We start from the raw sequence: 19,995 nt of genomic DNA on the forward strand, positions 1-19,995 counted from the left end.
CGCACGAACGACGTGCCAACATGGAGTGAGATATGAAAGCAAAAACCCTGATGCTGGGCGCTGCAGCAGCGTTTGTGATGGCCCCGGCGGCCATGGCAGAGCGCGGCGCTGATGGCCACGTAAACATCATCTATTGGCAGGCGCCTTCGATTCTGAATCCTTATCTGTCCTCCGGGACCAAGGACATCGAATCCGCCTCTCTCACAATTGAACCGCTGGCGCGTTACGACGAAACCGGCAAAATGGTCCCATATCTGGCAGCTGAAATTCCTACCGTGAACAACGGTGGCGTTTCTGAAGACCTGACCTCTATCACCTGGACCATTGCGGACGGCATGGTGTGGTCTGATGGCACACCGGTGACCTCCGCTGACGTTGTTTTCACCGGCGACTACTGCATGCACCCAGAAGGCGGCTGTGCACAGGCTGCATTCTTTGACGGTGTTGAAGAAATCGAAGCGCTGGACGAAAAAACCGTCAAAGTGACCTTCAACCAGCCAAAGCCAAACCCATATGGCCCATTTGTTGGCGGTCAGTCCCCAATTCTGCAGAAAGCGCAGTTTGAAAACTGCATGGGTGCCAAAGCACCTGAGTGTACTGCAGAGAACTTCGGCCCAATCGGCACCGGCCCGTTTGTTGTGACCGAATTCAAAACCAATGACGTGATCCAGTACGAAGCCAACCCGAACTATCGCGATCCGGCGAAACCAGCGTTTGCTACCGTAACCTTCAAAGGTGGCGGGGATGCGACTGGCGCAGGCCGCGCGGTTTTGGAAACCGGCGAGTTTGACTATGCATGGAACCTCCAGCTGGCACCCGATGTGATTGCCAAGATGGAAGAAGGCGGCAAAGGCATCGCGATCGCGGGCTTTGGCCCATTGGTTGAGCGTCTCGAAATGAACATGACCAACCCGTCCTCCGACTTGCCTGAAGGTGAGCGTGCGACTGTTGCGCATCCACACCCGTTCCTGTCTGACATCAACGTGCGTAAAGCGCTGTCCATGGCAATCGACCGCGAACTGCTGGTGGAAATCGGCTATGGCAAAGCGGGCAAAGTCACCTGTGACCTCGTGCCTGTGCCAGCAAACTACGCCTCGGCAAACACCGACTGCTTCACCCAGGACATCGCAGGCGCAAACGCGCTTCTGGATGAAGCGGGCTGGGTCAAAGGTGGCGACGGCATCCGCGCCAAAGACGGCGTGAAACTGTCCATCCTGTACCAGACCTCTACAAACGCTGTGCGTCAGGACTTCCAGGCGCTGATCAAACAGTGGTGGAGCGAGATTGGTGTTGAAACCGAGCTGCGCAACCTGTCTGCATCCGTGTTCTTCGGTGGTGACCCAGGTTCCCCTGACACCTTCCAGAAATTCTACGCAGACGTGGAAATGTATGCGAACACCTTCAACGGCACCGACCCTCAGCAGTATCTGGCGGCCTACCGTTGTGGCGGCGAGCCTAAGCCTTCTTCCCAGTGGCAGGGTGAGAACATCAACCGCTTCTGTGATCCGGCCTATGATGCTCTGATCGACGAACTGGCCCGCACCGGCGACATCGAGAAGCGCGGCGAGATTGCGAAAAAGATGAACGACATGCTGACCAACGAGAGCTTCACCATTGTGCCACTGGTGCACCGTGGTCGTGTGTCCGCACATGCCAACTCTCTGGGTGGCGTAGTGCTGAACACATGGGACTCCGAGCTTTGGAACATTGCCGATTGGCACCGTGTGAAGTAAACTAATGCTTAGGGCGGGCTTTCGGGTCCGCCCTATCCTCTATCGGTTCTGAACAGGCAGGTCGCTGCGCGGAGCCCACCAATCAAAAAATAGACGCACAAAGGCGCCGCTTTATGCTGACCTTCACAATACGACGGTTGATCCTTTCGATCCCGACGCTCTTTTTCATCTCTCTTGTCATTTTCCTTCTGCTGGAACTGGCCCCCGGTGACCCGATGGCACAGGTGCCACTCACCGTGCCGCCAGAAGTGAAGGAAAAGATGCGCCAGGCCCTTGGTTTGGGCGAGCCTGGCTATATCCGGTTTTACAAATGGCTGGTTCAGTTCTTCTGGGTCGAGCCGCAAGTGCTGTTTGACCATCTCTTTGGCACCGCCTTCTCCGAAGGCAAGCTGCGCATCATCAGCTGGCAGACCCGCTCTCCGGTGATGGATGTGGTGGTGGAACGCCTGCCCCAGACACTGTGGGTTGTGGGCATGTCCTACATCGTGGGCATCCTGATCGCGCTGCCAATCGGGATCTACTCTGCCTACAAACAATACTCAGTGTTTGATCAGGCCGGCACATTCATCACCATGATCGGCTATTCGATCCCGCCGTTCTTCACCGGCCCGCTGATCATTGTGATCTTCTCGGTGAACCTTGGCTGGTTCCCTTTCATCTATGACACCACACATGAGGTGGTGGACTGGGACAGCTTTGTCTATCAGCTGCGACAGATGATCATGCCTGTGATGGTGCTGGCGCTGCAAACCACCGCCCAGATCAGCCGCTATATGCGTGCCTCGATGCTGGACAATCTCAATCAGGACTACGTGCGCACTGCGCGTGCCAAGGGCCTGAGCGAGCGTGTCGTGGTTTTGGTGCATGTGCTGCGCAATTCGATGATCCCTGTTGTGACCGTTATTGCCTTGGGCTTGCCTGCAATCTTTGGCGGCGCAATCATCACCGAACAGGTGTTCTCTGTGAACGGCATCGGGGCTCAGTTGATCGGAGCCATTCAGGCCAACGACCTGCCCACCGTGCAGACGCTGACCTTTATGTTCGCTTTCCTGATCGTTTTCTTCAACCTGATCGCAGATGTGCTTTACGGCATTCTTGATCCGAGGATCCGCTATGACTGATACCACCAACACCGAACCGACCACACCACAGCGGTCCCAATGGGTGGACGTCTGGCACCAGTTCAAGGCGCACAAAGGCGCGCTTTTGGGCGGGATCATCTTCATTGTGATCGTACTGGGTGTCTTTATCGGCCCTTGGCTCTGGCCTTATGACGCGACCTACATCGATATCCGTTCACGCAATCAAGGCCCAAGCTTTGCGCATCCCTTTGGCACAGACCAGCTGGGACGGGATACTCTGGCGCGGATGATGGCGGGCGGGCAAACCTCGATCGCCGTGGGCCTCACCGCCATGCTGCTGGCGCTGGGTCTGGGCAGCTTTGTGGGTATCACCGCAGGCTATTTCAAGAAACTCGACGGCCCGCTCATGCGCCTGACCGACCTGTTTCTGGCTCTGCCAATCCTGCCGCTTCTGCTGGTGATGATGATGCTCTTCCGAGAGCCCCTCTCCGCCGCTGTTGGTCCTGAGCGAGGTATTTTCATCCTAATCGTGGTCGCCATCGGCATCACCTCCTGGATGCCCACGGCCCGGATTGTACGCGGCGACGTACTTGCACTGAAAGAACGTGAGTTCGTACTCGCAGCCCGCTCCATCGGGACGTCAAACCACAACATGATCACACGGCATATCCTACCCAATGTGCTCTCGCCGATCATGGTGTCTGCGACACTCGGTATCGCCAACGCGATCATCACGGAATCGGCCCTCTCATTTCTGGGTCTCGGCTTCCCGCCGGACTTCCCAACCTGGGGCCGCCTGCTGAATGACGCCGTACAATATCTGCAAGATTATCCGGAGCGCGTGTTCTGGCCTGGTCTTGCGATCTCTCTGACTGTGTTGTCTGTAAACTACCTCGGCGACGGCCTGCGTGACGCGCTTGATCCGCGTATTCGCGGCCGGTAAGTCAAACAATATCAACAGATAGGCCGGGTACATCGCCCGGCCTTTTCCATTTAGAGCGTTTAGTAATTTGAGACTTCAATCAAATTCTGATCTGGGTCTCTAAAATAGAGCGATGTGATCGGCCCCTTGGCACCGGTGCGCACGACGGGTCCCTCCTCGATCGTGACACCCTGCTTTTCCAAATGCACAATTACCTCGGCCAGCGGTGTCGTTGCGATGAAACACAGGTCGGCTGATCCCGGCATCGGCTGTGCAGCTTTCGGTTCAAACTCGCGACCAGCCTGATGCAGATTGATTTTCTGTTGACCGAATGTGAGGGCCACGCGGCCTTCTCCAAAAATCGCGACCCGAAATCCCAAAACCCGAGTATAAAACGCCACGGTTGCCTCGATGCTGGCAACTGTGAGCACAAGATGGTCCAGTCTTTCGATCTCGATCATTTGGTCACTTTCAGGATCTTTTCTCAAAAGCCGTCCAATCGCACATAAAGTTGTACAGCTCACCACCAAATAAAGGCGGTAAAGGCCGTTTGCCCTGCTAGGGTTGCTGCAAACAGCGCTGCTGACTGCAGAACGGAACTCAACGCCTCGATCAAATATAAGCTGATCGCAAAACACAAGGAACGTCCAATGTCTCAAAGTGACCGCGCCAAAGCCTTCGCCGACCTCCACAAACCCGGCTCACCTGTTGTGCTATACAATATGTGGGATGCTGGCAGCGCAGCTGCCGTGGCCAAAGCTGGCGCATCAGCTCTCGCCACTGGGAGTTGGTCGGTGGCCGTTGCACAAGGCTATGCAGATGGCGAAGACCTACCGATGGAACTGCTCTTTCAAATCGCAGGCCGGATCACCGCCACAACAGAGCTGCCAGTCAGCGTCGATTTTGAAGGCGGTTACGCTACTGACCCTGAAGAGCTCTCACTAAACATCAAACGCCTTTTGGCCACAGGTGCGGTGGGGCTGAATTTTGAAGACCGTGTGGTCGGCGGTGAAGGCCTGCATGATACCGCGTCACAGGTGGCGCGTATCAAAGCAATCCGAGCGACAGCCGATGCAACCGGAATTCCACTCTACATCAATGCGCGCACAGACCTCTTTCTACAATCAAAGCCGGAAGCGCACGCCAGCTTGATTGACGATGCTCTCGCGCGGGCTGAGGCTTATACAAAAGCAGGTGCGAGCGGTTTCTTTGTGCCCGGCCTGACAGAACCTGATCTGATAAAACAGATCTGTGAACAGGTCTCTCTGCCAGTGAACGTGCTGTGTCTGGACACATCTGCTGACATCACACCGCTGGCGGCGCTTGGAGTGGCGCGCATCAGCTTTGGCCCAGCACCTTACCGCACAGCGATGAAAACGCTGACAGCGCAGGCGGCGCAACACTATTGAGTTTTAGAAATTTGGCGACGCTCAGGCTGTGTCGCCAACTGCAACCCAACTGGGCTTATCGTCCAAATGCTCTTGGAACTGAATTTGCAACCCGAGATCACTATCAAAGGCATTGGCGGAAATCGGGAAACTCTCTTCCTCTGACAGGATCTCTCCCAACGACGTGCCGCAGATCTTGCAAAAACATCGGCCATATTTGAACGGTAGCTCTGGCTGATAGAGCGCAACCTGCTCTTTGCCGGACACCCACCGCAGGCTCTCTTTCTTTACAAAGACAATCGTACTCGCGCCCGATTTGCGACAGCGAGAGCAATGGCAGGTCCCCATCATTGTTGGGGCCGCGCTCAACGCGAACTTCACAGCCCCGCAATTGCAACTTCCAGAAATCATTTTACGTCCTCACCCGGCATTCAACATGAGAACATTTGAAGAACAATGACAACGAAGCAAGCTCGCCGACCCAAAAGAAAAACCCCGCCATTGCTGGCGGGGTTTCCCATTTCATAAAGCAAAAGATCGGGTGATCTTACTCGTCGCCCTTGAGCGCTGCGCCCAGGATATCGCCGAGGGACGCGCCGGAGTCGGAAGACCCGTACTGTTCCACTGCTTCTTTTTCTTCTGCGATTTCGCGTGCCTTGATCGACAGGCCCAGACGACGGGTCTTGCTGTCGATGTTGGTGACGCGCACGTCGATCTTGTCGCTGACGGAGAAACGCTCTGGGCGCTGCTCTGCACGGTCACGGGACAGGTCGGAGCGGCGGATGAAGGATTTCATGCCTTCGTATTCTACTTCGATGCCACCGTCTTCGATCGCGGTCACTTCAACAGTCACGATAGAGCCGCGCTTCACGCCGCCAACCGCATCTGCGAATTTGTCACCACCCAGCGCTTTGATGGACAGGGAAATACGCTCTTTTTCAACGTCCACTTCGGAGACAACGGCCGAAACCATGTCGCCTTTGCGGTAGTTCTGGATCGCATCTTCGCCACGCTCGTCCCAAGACAGGTCGGAGAGGTGAACCATGCCGTCGATCTCGCCTGGCAGGCCGATGAACAGACCGAATTCGGTGATGTTCTTGACTTCGCCTTCGACCTCGGTGCCCTCTGGATGTGTTTCTGCGAACACTTCCCATGGGTTGCGCATGGTCTGCTTGAGACCCAGAGACACGCGGCGCTTGGCACCGTCGATCTCCAGCACCATGACGTCCACTTCCTGAGAGGTGGAAACGATCTTGCCGGGGTGCACGTTTTTCTTGGTCCAGGACATCTCGGAGACGTGAACCAGACCTTCAACGCCCGCTTCCAGCTCAACAAAGGCACCGTAATCGGTGATGTTGGTCACGCGGCCTTTGTGCACGGACTCCAGTGGGTACTTGGCAGCAACCAGATCCCATGGATCGTCTTGCAGCTGCTTCATGCCCAGGCTGATGCGGTGGGTTTCTTTGTTGATCTTGATGACCTGAACCTTAACGGTTTCACCGATCGTCAGGATCTCAGATGGGTGGTTCACACGACGCCATGCCATGTCGGTGACGTGCAGCAGGCCGTCTACGCCGCCCAGGTCAACGAATGCACCGTATTCGGTGATGTTCTTGACCACACCGTCCACAGCCTGACCTTCGGACAGGTTGCCGATAACTTCAGCGCGCTGCTCGGCGCGGGACTCTTCGAGGATCGCGCGGCGGGACACAACGATGTTGCCACGGCGACGGTCCATTTTCAGGATCTGGAACGGCTGCTTCAGACCCATCAGAGGGCCAGCGTCACGTACGGGGCGTACGTCAACCTGGGAACCTGGCAGGAAGGCCACGGCGCCGCCGAGGTCAACCGTGAAGCCGCCTTTAACGCGGCCGAAGATCGCGCCTTCAACGCGTGCATCGTCTGCGTAGGCTTTCTCAAGGCGATCCCATGCTTCTTCGCGGCGTGCCATCTCGCGGGAGATAACAGCTTCGCCACGGGCGTTTTCCGCCGCGCGCAGGTACACTTCCACTTCGTCGCCAACAGCGATTTCAGGAGCTTCACCAGGGTTTGCGAATTCTTTGAGCTCAACGCGACCTTCCATTTTGTAGCCGACGTCGATGATGGCTTGGCCCGCTTCAATAGCGATGACTTTGCCTTTGACAACCGAACCCTCGTTCGGTGTGTCCATTTCGAAGCTTTCTTGGAGGAGGGCTTCGAATTCCTCCATGGTTGCGTTAGCCATGTGGCGTTTACTTCCTTTACAAACGTTTTTTCTGGCCGTGCGGTTGTCTCCGCCGGTCTTGGTTGGTGTCCGCCTTCTGGCAGAACAATTTGGTCTTGGGCGCGCCAACAACAAGAAAACACACAAAAAGCAAAGAGGGCCGGTGCTTCCGACCCTGCTCGTCTCATTGTTTTATGGCATTTGCGCCTTATAGACGTGCGCTTCTTAGCGACAATCACCTATGTGGGCAAGCCGATTCCGCGCACTACGCGATCTCGGCGTAGTGTTGCCTGTTCAATCGCATCTAGCCGCTCAAGCGCCGCCTCCGGATCTCGAGTACCCCCGGCCTTCTTCCAGATACCGATGGCGGATGCAGGGCTCCATGGCAACGCCGCCACGCTCAGCCATTGGCGCAACTCGGCTGGTAACGCATCATAGGCTTGCATCGCATCCCCCTGGCGTCGTCGCCCTTTCAAGCTGCTGTTGAGATTTTTTCGCATATCCACTCTGCCTTCGCATTAAAATGTTATGTTATTACATAATTACAGGAGAAAAAAACAAGCCAGAAATGCAAATCAGCGGCGCCAATCCGAGCACCGCTGCAATAGCGCTATCGCCCGCTATCAAGCGATGGTTTTGACCAGAGTCTCTCGCGACTTACGAACTTTCGGCATCGGCAGCAGCCAATCCGCGCCTTCTTCGCGATAGCCAAGCGGCAACAGCGTAACGGATTTCAAGCCAAGCTCCTTAAGCCCCATAATCTGATCCACAGCATCCGCATCAAACCCTTCCATTGGGCAACAATCCACTTCAAGTTCTGCCGCCGCCAGCATTGCAAACCCCAAAGCAATGTAGGTCTGACGCGCTGCGTGATCATGGTTTACGGTGGACTCGCGGTGCAAATAAGCGCCTTTGAGGTTCTCATAGTACTGCGTTATCATCGGGTTTTCGCCGCGCAGCTCCTCCATGTGTGCGCGAACCGCATCGATCCGTTCTGCGGAGTAGTTGTCCCACGCAGCAAAAACGAGCAGATGGCTACATTCGGTGATCTGGCTTTGATCCCAGCCCACTTTGCGGATTTCTTCACGCATCGCATCTTGCGTCACCACAAACACCTCAAACGGCTGAGTGCCGCTGGACGTCGGCGCCATGCGGATTGCTTCCAAGATGGCTTCTACTTTTTCTTCAGAAACCACTTTTGCAGGGTCCATTTTCTTGGTGGCATAGCGCCATGTCATCAAGTCTTTGAGGGAGGTCATTTTTGATCTTTCTTTCTCTTTCACCCCTCCTGCAGCCGAGCCGCCAAGGGTGGTATATTTTCGATACTGACGATATAGAAAGAACCAAATACCGCTGCAAGAAGCCACATTCTCGTTCCCCGGTCACACGAAGGGAACCACCCAAGGAGGCTCATATGCCAGAAGCAACGCAAAAGACGCAGTGCCCGGAATGCCAACGCATCAACGAAGTTCTGAGCAGAGTTGGTGACCGCTGGTCTGTTTTGATTGTGATGTCGCTTGGCGAATACGGTGTCTTGCGCTTCAACGAGCTCAAACGCCGACTAGGTATTTCGCAACGGATGCTGTCGCTGACCCTGCGCGAGCTGGAGCGCGACGGGCTGGTCAGCCGCACATACCACCCAACGATTCCTCCCAAAGTGGAATACGCCCTAACAGATTTGGGGCATTCGTTTTTAGAGCCTGTAAAAGCGATGGGATATTGGGCGTTGGAAAACCTGCCCACCATCGATGCGGCACGGGAAAACTATGATCGGGAAGCGGCGCTGAAAGACAGCGCTTGAGACCTATCAGCTCCGCTGCGCCTCCACCGCATCGATAGCTGCTTGTACCGCCGCCTCGATAGCCAGCTCAGACGTATCAATCAGCACCGCATCTTCTGCAGGCTTCATGGGCGCCTCGGCCCGCTCGGCGTCACGTGCATCGCGCTCTTTCACATCGGCCAGAACAGCGTCTTGCGTAGTTTCGTGTCCTTTGCCGACGAGCTCCAGATATCGGCGCTCCGCCCGCACCTCCGCACTGGCGGTCACAAAAAGCTTAGCGTCCGCCTCCGGACAAATAACGGTGCCGATATCGCGCCCATCCAGCACAGCTCCCCCTGCCCGTCCGGCGAAAGCGCGCTGAAAATCAATCAGTGCTGCGCGCACCTCCGCTATCACCGCTACGCGGCTTGCGGCCTGCGCCACCTCTGGCGTGCGCAGATTTTCCGCAGTAAGATCCTCGGCCGTCAGCGCTTTCGCTGCATCAATCGGGTCAGTGCCATCCAGTGTACGCGCACCCACTGCGCGATACAAAAGCCCCGTATCAAGATGCGCAAAACCGAAATGCGCAGCAATTGCTTTGGAAATTGTGCCCTTTCCAGCCGCCGCCGGTCCATCAATCGCAATGGTGAATCGCATCGCTTCGCCTTTTCGCATGCGCTCCTGACTAGCAGCAGAGAGCTTTGAAGTTGATGCGGGCCTACACCACAGCCACCTTGGGGCGCAAGCTGACACGCCACCAAAATTCGCACCGCCAGCAAATCTTAATATTACAGAATATGAATTTCACGTGGGTTCGCCGCACCTCCGTTGACTTGCTGCAAGCCTACGACCAATACACCGCTAAATGAAATCAATGGCGGGGATAACATGCGCGCAGCAGATGTGATTGCGAAACGGTTGTATGAGCAAGGATGCCGTTGGGCCTTTGGTATGCCCGGAGGCGAAGTGCTGACACTTCTGGATGCACTGGACAAAGCCGGCATCGAATTTGTCCTGTGCCGTCACGAAAACGCTGCGGGCTTTATGGCAGAAGCCACCTATCACCGCACTGGCGCACCAGGCATTTTGCTCACGACTGTTGGCCCTGGTGCCTTAAACGGAGTGAATGTCGTGGAAAATGCGCGTGAAGATCGCGTGCCGATGATTGTACTGACCGGATGCGTCGATCCGGACACAGCCCAAGTCTACACCCACCAAGTCCTGGATCAGACAAAGGTTTTTGAGAGTGTCACCAAGGCGAGCTTTACGCTCAACGCGAAGGCAGCCCATGTGATCATCGACAAAGCCATTGGCATCGCCACCGAAGGGCGCCCGGGCCCAGTCCACATTGATGTCCCGATTTCCGTGGCGAATGCGCCCTCTGAAGGGGAAGGCGTGATGCGCCGCCCGGCCCTTTCGGTCGCACCGGCAGGGCCCGAGCTAGATGCAGCCCGCACCGCTCTCGCAAACGCAAAGAAGCCACTCATTGTAGCAGGCGTCGACGCCCTGTCTGAGGCTGGAGCCAGCGCAGTCCAGCAGGCGGCAGAACTCTTAGGCGCGCCGGTCATCACCACCTACAAAGCCAAAGGGCTAATGCCCGAAGATCATCCGCTTGCACTCGGCGGTGCGGGCCTCTCCCCAAAAGCTGACAAGTTTTTATTGCCGCTTGTCAAAGAAGCCGATGTCATTCTCGCTATTGGTTATGACCCCATCGAAATGCGGATCGGCTGGCAAAATCCTTGGGATCCCGAGACGCAGGTGGTCATCGACATAACAGCCGAGCCGAACCACCACTATATGCATCAGTCTAGCCACAATATTGTTGGGGATTGCGCCGCCTCTGTTGCTGCGCTGCTTCCAGACAACGCGCGCAACGGCTGGTCAGGCTCCACAATCTCAGACACCCAAAATGCCTTGGCGGCAGCGTTCCCAGCCGGAGAAACCTGGGGGCCAGCACAAGCCATCTCAATATGTCAGGACGTTTTGCCGGCGGATACGCTGGCCACAGCTGACAGCGGCGCGCATCGCATTCTTCTCAGTCAAATGTGGACATGCCGCTTCCCGCGCGCGCTCACGCAATCCTCAGGGTTTTGCACCATGGGCTGCGCAGTACCGCTCGCCATTGGCGCTCAGTTTGTCGAACCTGATCGCACCGTGGTGTCCTTCAGCGGAGATGCAGGGTTTCTGATGGTTGTGGGTGAACTCGCAACAGCCGCCGAACATAAACTGAAAACCATCTTCATTGTGTTCGACGACGCCTCCCTGGCTCTTATCGAACTGAAACAACGCGAGCGCAAACTCGACAATGTTGGCGTGGATTTCAAAGGAACCGATATGGCGGCCGTTGGGCGCGCTTTCGGCGGCAATGGTGTGAGTGTTTCCAGCGAGGCAGAATTGCGTCAGGCACTGAACGATGCGCAAACCGCTGAAACTTTCACAGTTATCGCCGTTCAAATTGACCGGAAAGCCTATGACAATGCCTTCTAATCCTACCGCCCCCCGCGCGCTTGAAGGCGTATTGGTTCTCGATCTCAGCCGCATTCTTGCTGGCCCGACAGCCACCCAGCTTCTGGGCGATCTCGGCGCGACTGTGATCAAAATCGAAAATCCAATCACTGGCGGCGATGACACGCGCCGCTGGGGTCCACCCTACGCAGAAACGACAGACGGCCAAAGTGATCTGAGCGCCTACTTCATGGCCGCCAATCGCAACAAATTCTCGGTGGCCGCAGATCTCTCGACCACTGAGGGGCAAGAGCTTGTCAAACAGATCGCGGCTCAAGCTCAGATCGTGATTGAGAACTACAAGCCCGGGGGGCTCAAAAAGTATGGGCTCGATTACGCCGCGCTGAGTGAGATCAACCCGAGCCTCGTCTATTGTTCGATTTCCGGCTTCGGCCAAACCGGCCCCAACCGAGAACGGCCCGGCTATGATCTCATGGCGCAGGGATTTGGGGGCATCATGTCCATTACAGGTGACCCGGATGGCGCGCCCATGAAAGTGGGCGTCGGTATCGCCGATGTCATGTGCGGCATGTACGCCACCGTCGGCATGTTAGCCGCTCTGCGCCACGCAGAAGCCACCGGCGAAGGGCAACAGATCGACTTGGCATTGGTGGACAGCCAGATGGCCTGGCTCGTCAATGAAGGCACAAACTACCTGACATCTGGCAAGACGCCGAAACGGCGCGGAAATGGGCACCCTAATATTGCGCCCTACAATGTTTTTGCCACCAAAGACGGCCATATCATCCTAGCCGTCGGAAATGACACGCAATTTCAGTCTTTTTGCCGTGCCTTTAATTGCAGCGATTTGGCTGCGGATCCGCGTTTTGCAACAAATCCGCTGCGCCTGAAGAACCGCGTTGCGCTGGAAACCGCCGTTTCTGAAACAATTGGCGCCCATTCCTCGCAAGAGACCCTCGCAATGTTGCAAGCTCAGGGCGTGCCCTGCGGTCCCATACACACCATAGAAGAAGCTCTCACATCGCCACAGGCCATAGAAAGAGGCGCTGTTGTCAAGGTTTCAGCCGAAGCAACCAGCGCAGGTAACGTAAATCTGCTGGGCAATCCGCTCAAATTCTCTAAAACGCCGATTCAATATGCAAAAGCACCGCCAAAATTTGGAGAAGACACCGAAAATGTATTTGACCTGCTGTCGCAACACATGAGCCAAAGTCAATCACAATAGGTTGAGATCCAATCACCTTTTCGAGCCATAACGTTTTGGTGATGTGCGCGTATTTGGTGCCCAACCTATAATTTTTCAAACTGTCTTGAAGCGTTCGAAAGGTTTCATAATGCTGACCGATATCAGTGCCTGCGAGGTAAGTCTGTCCAACGAGGAGGCCTTGAGCGCATGGAACAATGTTATTCTTGGTGTCTTGTCACATGGTCAAACAACCGGTGACCATCTTAACCGCCTGCTGACCCTGGCACCTGATTTTGCGATGGGCCACGCTATGAAGGGCCTGAGCTGTTTGATGCTCGGACGTCGTGAGCTGGTCAGCGTTGCGCAATCCGCAAGCGATGATGCGCAGCGTGCTCTGACGCAAGGCGGCGCCACAAAGCGTGAACGTCTTTGGTGTGCCGCACTGACGGATTGGCTGGCCGGCAAGCCTTCTCAATCTGTGGCGCGCATGGAGGAAGCGCTGCGCCTCAATCATGCCGACACGATCAGCATGAAGCTCTCGCATGGCATTCGCTTTATGCTTGGCGACAGCCAGGGCATGCTGCGGTCGATCGAGCGTGTGATCAGCGCTCACGGGGTTGCGCATCCGCTCTACGGATATGCACTGGGATGTCACGCCTTCGCACTTGAAGAAAACGGTCGCTATGAGCGGGCTGAACACGTCGGCCTGCGTGGGCTTGAATTCGCCGCAGACGACGCTTGGGGCCTTCATGCTGTGGCACATGTTTATGACATGACGCATCAGACCGACAGTGGCATCTCACTCATCGACAGCAATCTCGATGCTTGGAACCACTGCAACAACTTCCGGTTCCACGTCTGGTGGCACAAGGCCATTCTTCACCTGGATCAGGGCGACATTGGCACGGTTCTGGACCTCTACGACACCAAAGTGCGCGATGAGAAAACTGACGACTATCGGGACTTCTCAAACGCAAGTTCCCTGCTGATGCGTCTTGAACTTGAAGGTGTTGATGTGGGCGATCGCTGGGTTGAATTGGCCAATCTTGCAGAGAAGCGCTCTAACGATGGCTGCCTAACTTTTGCCGACATGCACTACATGCTTGCGCTGATCGGAGAAACCCGACCTGACGCCGTTGCGCGCTTGAATGCCCGCGTGGCCGAAAACGCCAAAAAAGAAGATGAAATGGCACGCGTGATGCTCTCGCCAGGTGTCGCGACCTCTGAAGGTCTGGCTGCATTTGGCGAAGCAAACTACGCCTCTGCCTTCTCTCATCTGCGCGCGGCACAGACCAACTTCCAATCCATGGGGGGCAGTCACGCACAACGCGATATCTTCGAACGGCTCACCATCGAAGCTGGCCTGCGGGCTGGTCATTTGGCGGAAACCGAAGCGCTGCTGCGGGCGCGCACTGGGCTGCGTGGCGGGCATGAAGACGCATTTGGTGCATCACGCATGGCACAAATCGCCGAGCTGCGCACGTTGGCGACCCCATCGACGGCAGCAAACTAAGTCTGGACGAGGACTATGAGAGTGGCAAACCCGACCTTTGCTCCCGCTCCGGCGGCAGTGAATACAGCCGCACAGATCGGCGCCAAAACACGCGATATCCGTCTGGATTTTTTCCGGGGTATCGCGATGTTCATCATCTTGATCGCCCATGTCCCGGGCAATTGGCTGACCCTCTGGATCCCGGCCCGCTTCGGCTTTTCAGATGCCACTGAAATCTTCGTCTTTTGCTCTGGCATGGCGAGCGCCCTCGCCTTTGGCCGTGTTTTCCGCGAGCAGGGCAATATGATGGGCACTGTCCGGATCAGTTATCGTGTCTGGCAGATTTACTGGGCGCATATCTGTCTGTTTTTTGCAATTGCCACCGCCATGGTCGCGCTCAACGCGCTTCTGCCAGAGGGTCGCAACTACGTCGGCCAGCTCAACCTGCACCCATTCTTCAAGGACACGCCAACCAATCTGCTTGGTCTGCTGACTTTGACCTATGTGCCGAACTATTTTGACATTCTGCCAATGTATATGGTCATCCTCGTGATGCTGCCCGCAGTGGTGATCTTGGCAAAGATCAACAAGGCGCTGGCGTTTGCAGCCGTGGTCGCGGTCTGGCTGTGCGCGAACCTCTATGACCTTAACTTTCCCGCCGAGCCGTGGTCCGAGCGCCATTGGTTCTTCAACCCATTTGGCTGGCAGTTGATTTTCTTCACGGGATTTGCGCTCAATGCGCGTTGGCTCCCCGCTCCTCCCGTAGACAATCGGTTGTTTCTGGTGGCCGTCGCTGTGCTCCTGATCACCCTCCCGTTTGCTTATTTCCGTCTCTATAACGAGCTGTCCTGGGCATTGGAGTGGCGCAAAGAGTGGCGTGTGCTGATCGACAAGACCAACTTTGGCATCTTGCGCTATGTCCACTTCCTGTCGCTTGCTTATGTCGCTTGGGTGCTGGCTGGCCGCAATGGCGACCGCCTTCAGCCGCGTGACCCAGCTTCGCCCATCGGGCACATCTGGCAGCGCATGATCACCGTCATCCTGAAAGTTGGTCAGCAATCTTTGGCGGTCTTCATCGCCTCCATGTTCCTGGCACGCCTGATGGGAGCTTTGTTGGATCAGGTGGGCCGGACACATTTCACTATGTTCTGGGTGAACCTGCTCGGCGCGGCGATCATAGTCGGCGTGGCCTATGGCGCATCTTACTACAAATCTCAACCTTGGAAAAAGCGGAGCGGCGCCAATGCTAAGACGTGAGTTCATCGCCAGCTTGGCGGCTTTGGCCGCAAGCCCCGCTTTGGCTGAAGCCAGCAACGAACCCGGTTTGCAACTGCATGCGCCCGTCTCATTTGATCCGAATGAGGTGATTGAGCGTGCCCGTGCGCTTAGCCAGAAGGACTACCAACCACCGAAGCGCATTCCGCAGGAATGGACAGAAATTGGCTACGAGGATTACGTCTCCATCTGGTTTGACGTGCGCAATGCGCTCTGGAGCAAAGAACCCGAGACCCCGCTCCAGTTGGACGTCTTCGCCCCGGGCCTCTACTTTCCGCATCCGATCGACATCGCAGTTATCGAAAACGGCATGGCTCAGCCGCTCAAATTCGATTTCGGTGTCTTTGACAAAACTGACAAGTTCCCTGAACTGCCTACCGATGACACGCTTGGCTATTCCGGCCTGCGGCTCCGCGCAGAATTGGAAAAGGCAGGCATTTATCAGGAGTTCGCCGTATTCCAGGGCGCGAGCTATTTCCGTGCCATTGGGACCGGAAACATCTACGGCCAATCCGCGCGAGGTCTGGCCATAGATACAGCCTCACCTGAGGGCGAGGAGTTCCCGGATTTCCGTGCTTTCTGGATTGAGAAACCTGGCCCCAACGAAGAAACCTTCATTGTCCATGCATTGCTTGATAGCCCAAGCTGCACAGGTGCCTATCGTTTTGAGATAACGCCGGGCAAAGCCCTCACCATGGACATCACAACGCATCTGTTCCCGCGTCGCGATATCGACAACATTGGCATCGCGCCTTTGACGTCGATGTTCCAATACGATCAAACCAACAGACATCGCTTCACCGACTTTCGACCTGCCGTGCATGACACGGACGGTCTGCTGATCAGCAACGGCGCGGGCGAGACCATTTGGCGTCCATTGGCCAACCCTTCCGCGCTGCAGATCAGCGCCTTTCAAGACAACAATCCCAAAGGTTTCGGCCTTCTTCAGCGCGCGCGCGAATACAGCGACTTTGCAGATCTTGAAGCGCTCTATCACCGCCGGCCGGGCGTTTGGGTGGAACCCAAAGGCGATTGGGGCGAAGGTGCGGTCACGCTGATCGAAATCCCGACCCAATCCGAGATCTACGACAATATCGTATGTTACTGGCGTCCAGCAGGCGGTCTGACCCGCGGCACGGAAACCCAACTATCTTATCGTCTCACATGGAGCGAAGAGGTCAGCTATGGGCAAGGCCTCACCGTGCTCAACACGATGATTGGTTCCGCTTTTGAGAACAACGGAACCATCGTGCTGATTGATTTTGCCGATGGCGAAACTGTGCCGGCAGATCTCTCCGAGATTGAAATTGTGGTGAACAGCAGCGCCGGCGAAGTGTCCTCCGGCGTCTTGCAGCGCAATCCGGAAACCGGTGGACCTCGACTGGCCTTCAAGTTTCATCCAGGAGACGAGACGCTCATTGAGTTCCGCGCACAGCTTCGGCTCAAAGACGCACCACTGAGTGAGGTGTGGCTTTACCGGTGGACCGCATGACGCCTGAGCATCCCCATATGCCCCCGCGGGCGCCGCTCGCGATGCCGGCTCAGACCTTTTCGGAAGTCGGCAGCAGGCGCTCCATGGAACATGCCGGACGTCCGGGGCGCCACCTTTGGCGTCTAGCGGCCTTTGTACCAACCATCACGTTGACGACCCTGATCTGCACGTCCTTCTCAACGTATTTAAGCCGCGGCGGCGTCTCGACGATTGACGCCATTGTCTTGGCGCTGATTGCGCTTTCGACTGTGTGGCTTGCATTTTCGGCAACCAATGCCTGTCTGGGACTGGTCAGCACAGCGCTAGGGGGCATGCGTATGACCCGTGGCAGAGTGAACGGTCAATCCGCTCAAATCGCCCTGTTGATGCCCGTCTACAACGAAACGCCCTGGGATGTTTTTGGCAATGCCTCCGCCATGATGCGAGAGCTGGCCGATGGTCCGGGAGAAGATTGCTACACACTCTTTATCCTCAGTGACACGCGCGACCCGCAAGTCGCCAGGATGGAAGAACGCGCCTATCAAGCACTAAGCAGCTCAGCACACCCAGACACCAAAGTTTTTTATCGCCGTCGCGAGGAAAACACCGACAAGAAAGTGGGCAATCTCACCGAATGGATCGAAAACTGGGGGGCCGTTTATGACTCCATGGTGATCCTTGACGCAGACAGTTTGATGAGCGGCAAAGCCATTCGACAACTCGCACGCGCCATGGCGGCTGATCCGGATGCAGGTCTCATTCAAAGCCGTCCAATGTTGATTGGTGCTCAGACACTTTTTGGCCGCGTGCAACAGTTTTCGAACTCCGTCTACGGCTGGCTGATTGCCGAGGGGTTGGCCTGCTGGTCACAACACGAAGGCAACTATTGGGGCCACAACGCGATCATTCGCACGCGTGCATTTGCTGAAAGCGCCCGCCTTCCGCACCTGAAGGGCTGGCGCGGCGCAAAACATCTTTTACTGAGCCACGACTTTGTCGAAGCAGGGATGTTGCGCCGTGCGGGATGGGCCGTGCGTCTTCTGCCCCGCGTCACAGGAAGCTATGAAGAAACACCGCAAACCCTGATCGACTATGTCGTGCGGGATCGTCGCTGGTGCCATGGCAATATGCAGCATCTGCGAATTCTTACGGCACGCGGCTTCCATGTCATTTCTCGCTTTCACCTTTTGCTGGGCGCCCTCGCCTTTCTGATGTCGCCCGCTTGGCTCGCGGTGATCACCCTTTGGGCCTTTGTCGGCGTCAGCGACGACACTCCACCCAGCTATTTTTCACCGGCGAACCCGTTGATGCCGATATGGCAGGAAACCCCAACCAGTATGGCCTGGTTCTACCTCGCTTTCATCTACGGCATGCTTTTGTTCCCAAAAATCGCCGGTGCTGTCATCTTTGGTCTGCAGTCCAAAACACGCGCAGCCTATGGCTCCCGTCGGGTCTTCATCGGATCAATGCTGGTCGAAGTTCTGCTCTCGGTGCTCTATGCTCCGATCATGATGGTCCACCACACCATTGCAGCGACCTCCGCACTTCTGGGGCGCAAAAATGCGTGGGCGCCACAAGACCGGAGCGGGAACGGTTACGGGTGGTTGGCGACCTTGCGGTTCCATTGGATTGAAACCGTGTTTGGCCTTGCGCTGATCGGGGGCATGATTTTTGCAGATATCTCGCTTTTGATCCTGCCGATCGCTTTCAGCCTCGCAGCTGCGGTTCCACTGTCAAAGCTCAGCTCAGTGCCCGTTGCGAATGCCGCAAGCCGCGTGCTACGCCTCGACACACCGCACACACTCATCGAGCCAAAGATCGTGTCTTTGGCGCGAAATGAACGGGCTTGGATGAAATCTGTGCTGACAGAAACTGCAGCGCCGCAATCAATTGCGGCGGAGTGACAAGCGATAGATTATCGGCAGCGCCAAAGCCAACAGCGGCACAGCAAAGGCACGATAGCTTATCTGCAAGTTAAATCCAAAATATGAGAGGTATGAGCCGTTAAACAACAGCAGGCTCTCCTCAAAACTCGCACCGGCAAACCCACCAGCGGAATTGATCCCGACTTGTATCAGGAAAAGAACTGCTGCGCCGCCAGCAAACCCATAAACGCCCCACCGCAACGGGAGCAAAATCCCGGTGGCAAGCGCAGCAACTGTTATACCTGCGACCAGCATCACAGCCCCTCAAACCAATCTACAACAAGATCAGACCAGCCCCTTGGAATGGCATGCCCCCCAGGGAACAGTGCCAATTCCAATGCAGAGTCCGGTGCACAGCGGTCCCAGATACGCCGCCAGAACTGTCCTTCCGTGATAAAGCGATCCGCTTTCAGGTGCACACATTTGTTTGTCTCGCGCCATAGAGACATCGCATAAAAAATATCGCCTTGTGCGAAAGCATCCGGATCGGTCACTGGCACACGATTCACCACGCGCCCCTCCAGCGGAACCGTTCCATCTGTCCACCCATGCGTGTGCAACATCCGCACCTGACCGGCACATTCTGTCGGATGCGGGCGCCAGAAATTTCCGCCGACAGGCGCGTAGGCAGCAAAAGAATTGGGATCAAGACAGGCCGTATAGGCAACCATCGATCCACCAATGGAAAAGCCAGCCAACACAATGCGATCCGGGTCCAAATCAAAGCGTTCGATCGCATCATCTCGCACAGCTTGTAGGTAGGCAATTTCCTCAAGCTGCCTGCCTGAATTTGGATGAAACCCCCAACTGCGACCGTTACGCCCTTCTCGAGGTACGCCATCAGGCGCAATCACAGCATAGCCTCGCTCCGAAAACGCAGACACCATGCCTCCATTGCGGAGTGCCCCCTTCCCGCTGCCCCCCCATCCATGGATGTAAACAACGGCGGGGGCTGACTGTTCTTGCCCCTCAGGCAATGCGACATAGTAGGCGCGCTCCCCCACCTCACAGGGTGTCTCACTAGAGCATGCCCAAGCAGCGGAACCACTCATTGCAGTAAAGGCGAGAGCCGCCAACATGGTTCTTCGCATCA

At 56.2% G+C, this 19,995-nt stretch carries 19 protein-coding genes; 11 read left to right on the top strand and 8 right to left on the bottom strand.

Features of this window, described 5'->3' with window-relative positions; all coding sequences use genetic code 11:
• Window positions 1-32 precede the first annotated feature (32 nt).
• From J7399_RS17555 to J7399_RS17565, 3 genes are all read left to right on the top strand, one after another.
• A complete protein-coding gene (locus J7399_RS17555) occupies window positions 33-1,733 on the top strand; it encodes a peptide ABC transporter substrate-binding protein (protein WP_209088165.1) in 1,701 nt (566 codons plus the stop codon).
• Window positions 1,734-1,846: 113 nt separating this feature from the next.
• A complete protein-coding gene (locus J7399_RS17560) occupies window positions 1,847-2,854 on the top strand; it encodes an ABC transporter permease (protein ID WP_209065611.1) in 1,008 nt (335 codons plus the stop codon).
• Entirely contained in the window at window positions 2,847-3,758 is a 912-nt protein-coding gene (locus J7399_RS17565) for an ABC transporter permease (protein ID WP_209065612.1), read from the top strand. Before J7399_RS17560 ends, J7399_RS17565 begins: the two co-directional genes overlap by 8 nt.
• 59 nt (window positions 3,759-3,817) lie before the next feature.
• Here the strand turns inward: J7399_RS17565 and J7399_RS17570 are convergent, their stop codons facing one another.
• Window positions 3,818-4,198, bottom strand: coding sequence for a VOC family protein (locus J7399_RS17570; RefSeq protein WP_209088168.1), 381 nt, complete (start codon window positions 4,196-4,198; stop codon window positions 3,818-3,820).
• Window positions 4,199-4,387: 189 nt separating this feature from the next.
• Here J7399_RS17570 and J7399_RS17575 point away from each other — a divergent pair, with 189 nt between their 5' ends.
• On the top strand, window positions 4,388-5,146 hold the full coding sequence (locus J7399_RS17575) for an isocitrate lyase/phosphoenolpyruvate mutase family protein (protein ID WP_209088171.1): 759 nt from the start codon (window positions 4,388-4,390) through the stop codon (window positions 5,144-5,146).
• 21 nt (window positions 5,147-5,167) lie between these two features.
• On the opposite strand, the gene J7399_RS17580 is transcribed toward J7399_RS17575, so the two are convergent.
• From J7399_RS17580 to J7399_RS17590, 4 genes are all read right to left on the bottom strand, one after another.
• Window positions 5,168-5,536 (bottom strand): GFA family protein, encoded by a 369-nt coding sequence (locus J7399_RS17580; RefSeq protein WP_209079699.1) that lies wholly within the window; start codon window positions 5,534-5,536, stop codon window positions 5,168-5,170.
• A gap of 136 nt (window positions 5,537-5,672) precedes the next feature.
• Window positions 5,673-7,349, bottom strand: a complete 1,677-nt coding sequence (rpsA, locus tag J7399_RS17585; protein WP_209088174.1) for a 30S ribosomal protein S1 — start codon at window positions 7,347-7,349, stop codon at window positions 5,673-5,675.
• Window positions 7,350-7,567: 218 nt separating this feature from the next.
• Window positions 7,568-7,828 (bottom strand): DUF6525 family protein, encoded by a 261-nt coding sequence (locus J7399_RS21005; RefSeq protein ID WP_280637813.1) that lies wholly within the window; start codon window positions 7,826-7,828, stop codon window positions 7,568-7,570.
• 123 nt (window positions 7,829-7,951) lie between these two features.
• Window positions 7,952-8,587 carry an NAD(P)H-dependent oxidoreductase gene (locus J7399_RS17590; RefSeq protein WP_209088178.1) on the bottom strand — a complete coding sequence of 212 codons (636 nt, stop codon included), beginning with the start codon at window positions 8,585-8,587 and terminating at the stop codon, window positions 7,952-7,954.
• 155 nt (window positions 8,588-8,742) lie between these two features.
• On the opposite strand from J7399_RS17590, the gene J7399_RS17595 reads away from it, so the two are divergent.
• Window positions 8,743-9,129 carry a helix-turn-helix domain-containing protein gene (locus tag J7399_RS17595; RefSeq protein ID WP_209088181.1) on the top strand — a complete coding sequence of 129 codons (387 nt, stop codon included), beginning with the start codon at window positions 8,743-8,745 and terminating at the stop codon, window positions 9,127-9,129.
• A 6-nt stretch (window positions 9,130-9,135) separates the two neighbouring features.
• Here J7399_RS17595 and J7399_RS17600 read toward each other — a convergent pair whose 3' ends face one another.
• Entirely contained in the window at window positions 9,136-9,744 is a 609-nt protein-coding gene (locus J7399_RS17600) for a d(CMP) kinase (protein WP_209088183.1), read from the bottom strand.
• Between the two features lie 231 nt (window positions 9,745-9,975).
• On the opposite strand from J7399_RS17600, the gene J7399_RS17605 reads away from it, so the two are divergent.
• The 6 genes from J7399_RS17605 to mdoH all read left to right on the top strand — a co-directional run bounded on the left by J7399_RS17605 (window position 9,976) and on the right by mdoH (window position 18,881).
• Window positions 9,976-11,574 (top strand): thiamine pyrophosphate-binding protein, encoded by a 1,599-nt coding sequence (locus J7399_RS17605; protein ID WP_209088186.1) that lies wholly within the window; start codon window positions 9,976-9,978, stop codon window positions 11,572-11,574.
• The gene (locus tag J7399_RS17610; protein WP_209088588.1) at window positions 11,564-12,778 is read left to right on the top strand and encodes a CoA transferase; all 1,215 of its coding nucleotides are present in this window, start codon (window positions 11,564-11,566) and stop codon (window positions 12,776-12,778) included. Before J7399_RS17605 ends, J7399_RS17610 begins: the two co-directional genes overlap by 11 nt.
• Window positions 12,779-12,887: 109 nt before the next feature.
• Complete coding sequence (locus J7399_RS17615) at window positions 12,888-14,252, top strand: tetratricopeptide repeat protein (RefSeq protein WP_209088189.1); 1,365 nt, start codon at window positions 12,888-12,890, stop codon at window positions 14,250-14,252.
• Between the two features lie 15 nt (window positions 14,253-14,267).
• Entirely contained in the window at window positions 14,268-15,488 is a 1,221-nt protein-coding gene (locus J7399_RS17620) for an OpgC domain-containing protein (protein WP_209088192.1), read from the top strand.
• Entirely contained in the window at window positions 15,475-16,998 is a 1,524-nt protein-coding gene (locus J7399_RS17625) for a glucan biosynthesis protein (protein WP_209088194.1), read from the top strand. The genes J7399_RS17620 and J7399_RS17625 overlap by 14 nt, the downstream gene beginning before the upstream one ends.
• Window positions 16,995-18,881 carry a glucans biosynthesis glucosyltransferase MdoH gene (mdoH, locus tag J7399_RS17630; protein ID WP_209088197.1) on the top strand — a complete coding sequence of 629 codons (1,887 nt, stop codon included), beginning with the start codon at window positions 16,995-16,997 and terminating at the stop codon, window positions 18,879-18,881. The genes J7399_RS17625 and mdoH overlap by 4 nt, the downstream gene beginning before the upstream one ends.
• On the opposite strand, the gene J7399_RS17635 is transcribed toward mdoH, so the two are convergent.
• Together J7399_RS17635 and J7399_RS17640 are read right to left on the bottom strand one after the other, a co-directional pair.
• Window positions 18,864-19,157, bottom strand: coding sequence for a hypothetical protein (locus tag J7399_RS17635; RefSeq protein ID WP_209088200.1), 294 nt, complete (start codon window positions 19,155-19,157; stop codon window positions 18,864-18,866). The genes mdoH and J7399_RS17635 overlap by 18 nt on opposite strands.
• Window positions 19,157-19,993 (bottom strand): alpha/beta fold hydrolase, encoded by an 837-nt coding sequence (locus J7399_RS17640; RefSeq protein WP_348539478.1) that lies wholly within the window; start codon window positions 19,991-19,993, stop codon window positions 19,157-19,159. The genes J7399_RS17635 and J7399_RS17640 overlap by 1 nt, the downstream gene beginning before the upstream one ends.
• Window positions 19,994-19,995 lie beyond the last annotated feature (2 nt).

It is taken from the genome of Shimia sp. R9_1 (assembly GCF_017743775.1).
Classification (GTDB): Bacteria; Pseudomonadota; Alphaproteobacteria; order Rhodobacterales; family Rhodobacteraceae; genus Shimia.

Excerpts from the sequence above, each read along its gene's own strand:
- J7399_RS17555 (WP_209088165.1), top strand. The coding sequence starts at position 33 with ATGAAAGCAAAAACCCTGATGCTGGGCGCTGCAGCAGCGTTTGTGATG.
- J7399_RS17560 (WP_209065611.1), top strand. The coding sequence starts at position 1,847 with ATGCTGACCTTCACAATACGACGGTTGATCCTTTCGATCCCGACGCTC.
- J7399_RS17565 (WP_209065612.1), top strand. The coding sequence starts at position 2,847 with ATGACTGATACCACCAACACCGAACCGACCACACCACAGCGGTCCCAA.
- J7399_RS17570 (WP_209088168.1), bottom strand. The coding sequence starts at position 4,198 with ATGATCGAGATCGAAAGACTGGACCATCTTGTGCTCACAGTTGCCAGC.
- J7399_RS17575 (WP_209088171.1), top strand. The coding sequence starts at position 4,388 with ATGTCTCAAAGTGACCGCGCCAAAGCCTTCGCCGACCTCCACAAACCC.
- J7399_RS17580 (WP_209079699.1), bottom strand. The coding sequence starts at position 5,536 with ATGATTTCTGGAAGTTGCAATTGCGGGGCTGTGAAGTTCGCGTTGAGC.
- rpsA (WP_209088174.1), bottom strand. The coding sequence starts at position 7,349 with ATGGCTAACGCAACCATGGAGGAATTCGAAGCCCTCCTCCAAGAAAGC.
- J7399_RS21005 (WP_280637813.1), bottom strand. The coding sequence starts at position 7,828 with ATGCGAAAAAATCTCAACAGCAGCTTGAAAGGGCGACGACGCCAGGGG.
- J7399_RS17590 (WP_209088178.1), bottom strand. The coding sequence starts at position 8,587 with ATGACCTCCCTCAAAGACTTGATGACATGGCGCTATGCCACCAAGAAA.
- J7399_RS17595 (WP_209088181.1), top strand. The coding sequence starts at position 8,743 with ATGCCAGAAGCAACGCAAAAGACGCAGTGCCCGGAATGCCAACGCATC.
- J7399_RS17600 (WP_209088183.1), bottom strand. The coding sequence starts at position 9,744 with ATGCGATTCACCATTGCGATTGATGGACCGGCGGCGGCTGGAAAGGGC.
- J7399_RS17605 (WP_209088186.1), top strand. The coding sequence starts at position 9,976 with ATGCGCGCAGCAGATGTGATTGCGAAACGGTTGTATGAGCAAGGATGC.
- J7399_RS17610 (WP_209088588.1), top strand. The coding sequence starts at position 11,564 with ATGCCTTCTAATCCTACCGCCCCCCGCGCGCTTGAAGGCGTATTGGTT.
- J7399_RS17615 (WP_209088189.1), top strand. The coding sequence starts at position 12,888 with ATGCTGACCGATATCAGTGCCTGCGAGGTAAGTCTGTCCAACGAGGAG.
- J7399_RS17620 (WP_209088192.1), top strand. The coding sequence starts at position 14,268 with ATGAGAGTGGCAAACCCGACCTTTGCTCCCGCTCCGGCGGCAGTGAAT.
- J7399_RS17625 (WP_209088194.1), top strand. The coding sequence starts at position 15,475 with ATGCTAAGACGTGAGTTCATCGCCAGCTTGGCGGCTTTGGCCGCAAGC.
- mdoH (WP_209088197.1), top strand. The coding sequence starts at position 16,995 with ATGACGCCTGAGCATCCCCATATGCCCCCGCGGGCGCCGCTCGCGATG.
- J7399_RS17635 (WP_209088200.1), bottom strand. The coding sequence starts at position 19,157 with ATGCTGGTCGCAGGTATAACAGTTGCTGCGCTTGCCACCGGGATTTTG.
- J7399_RS17640 (WP_348539478.1), bottom strand. The coding sequence starts at position 19,993 with ATGCGAAGAACCATGTTGGCGGCTCTCGCCTTTACTGCAATGAGTGGT.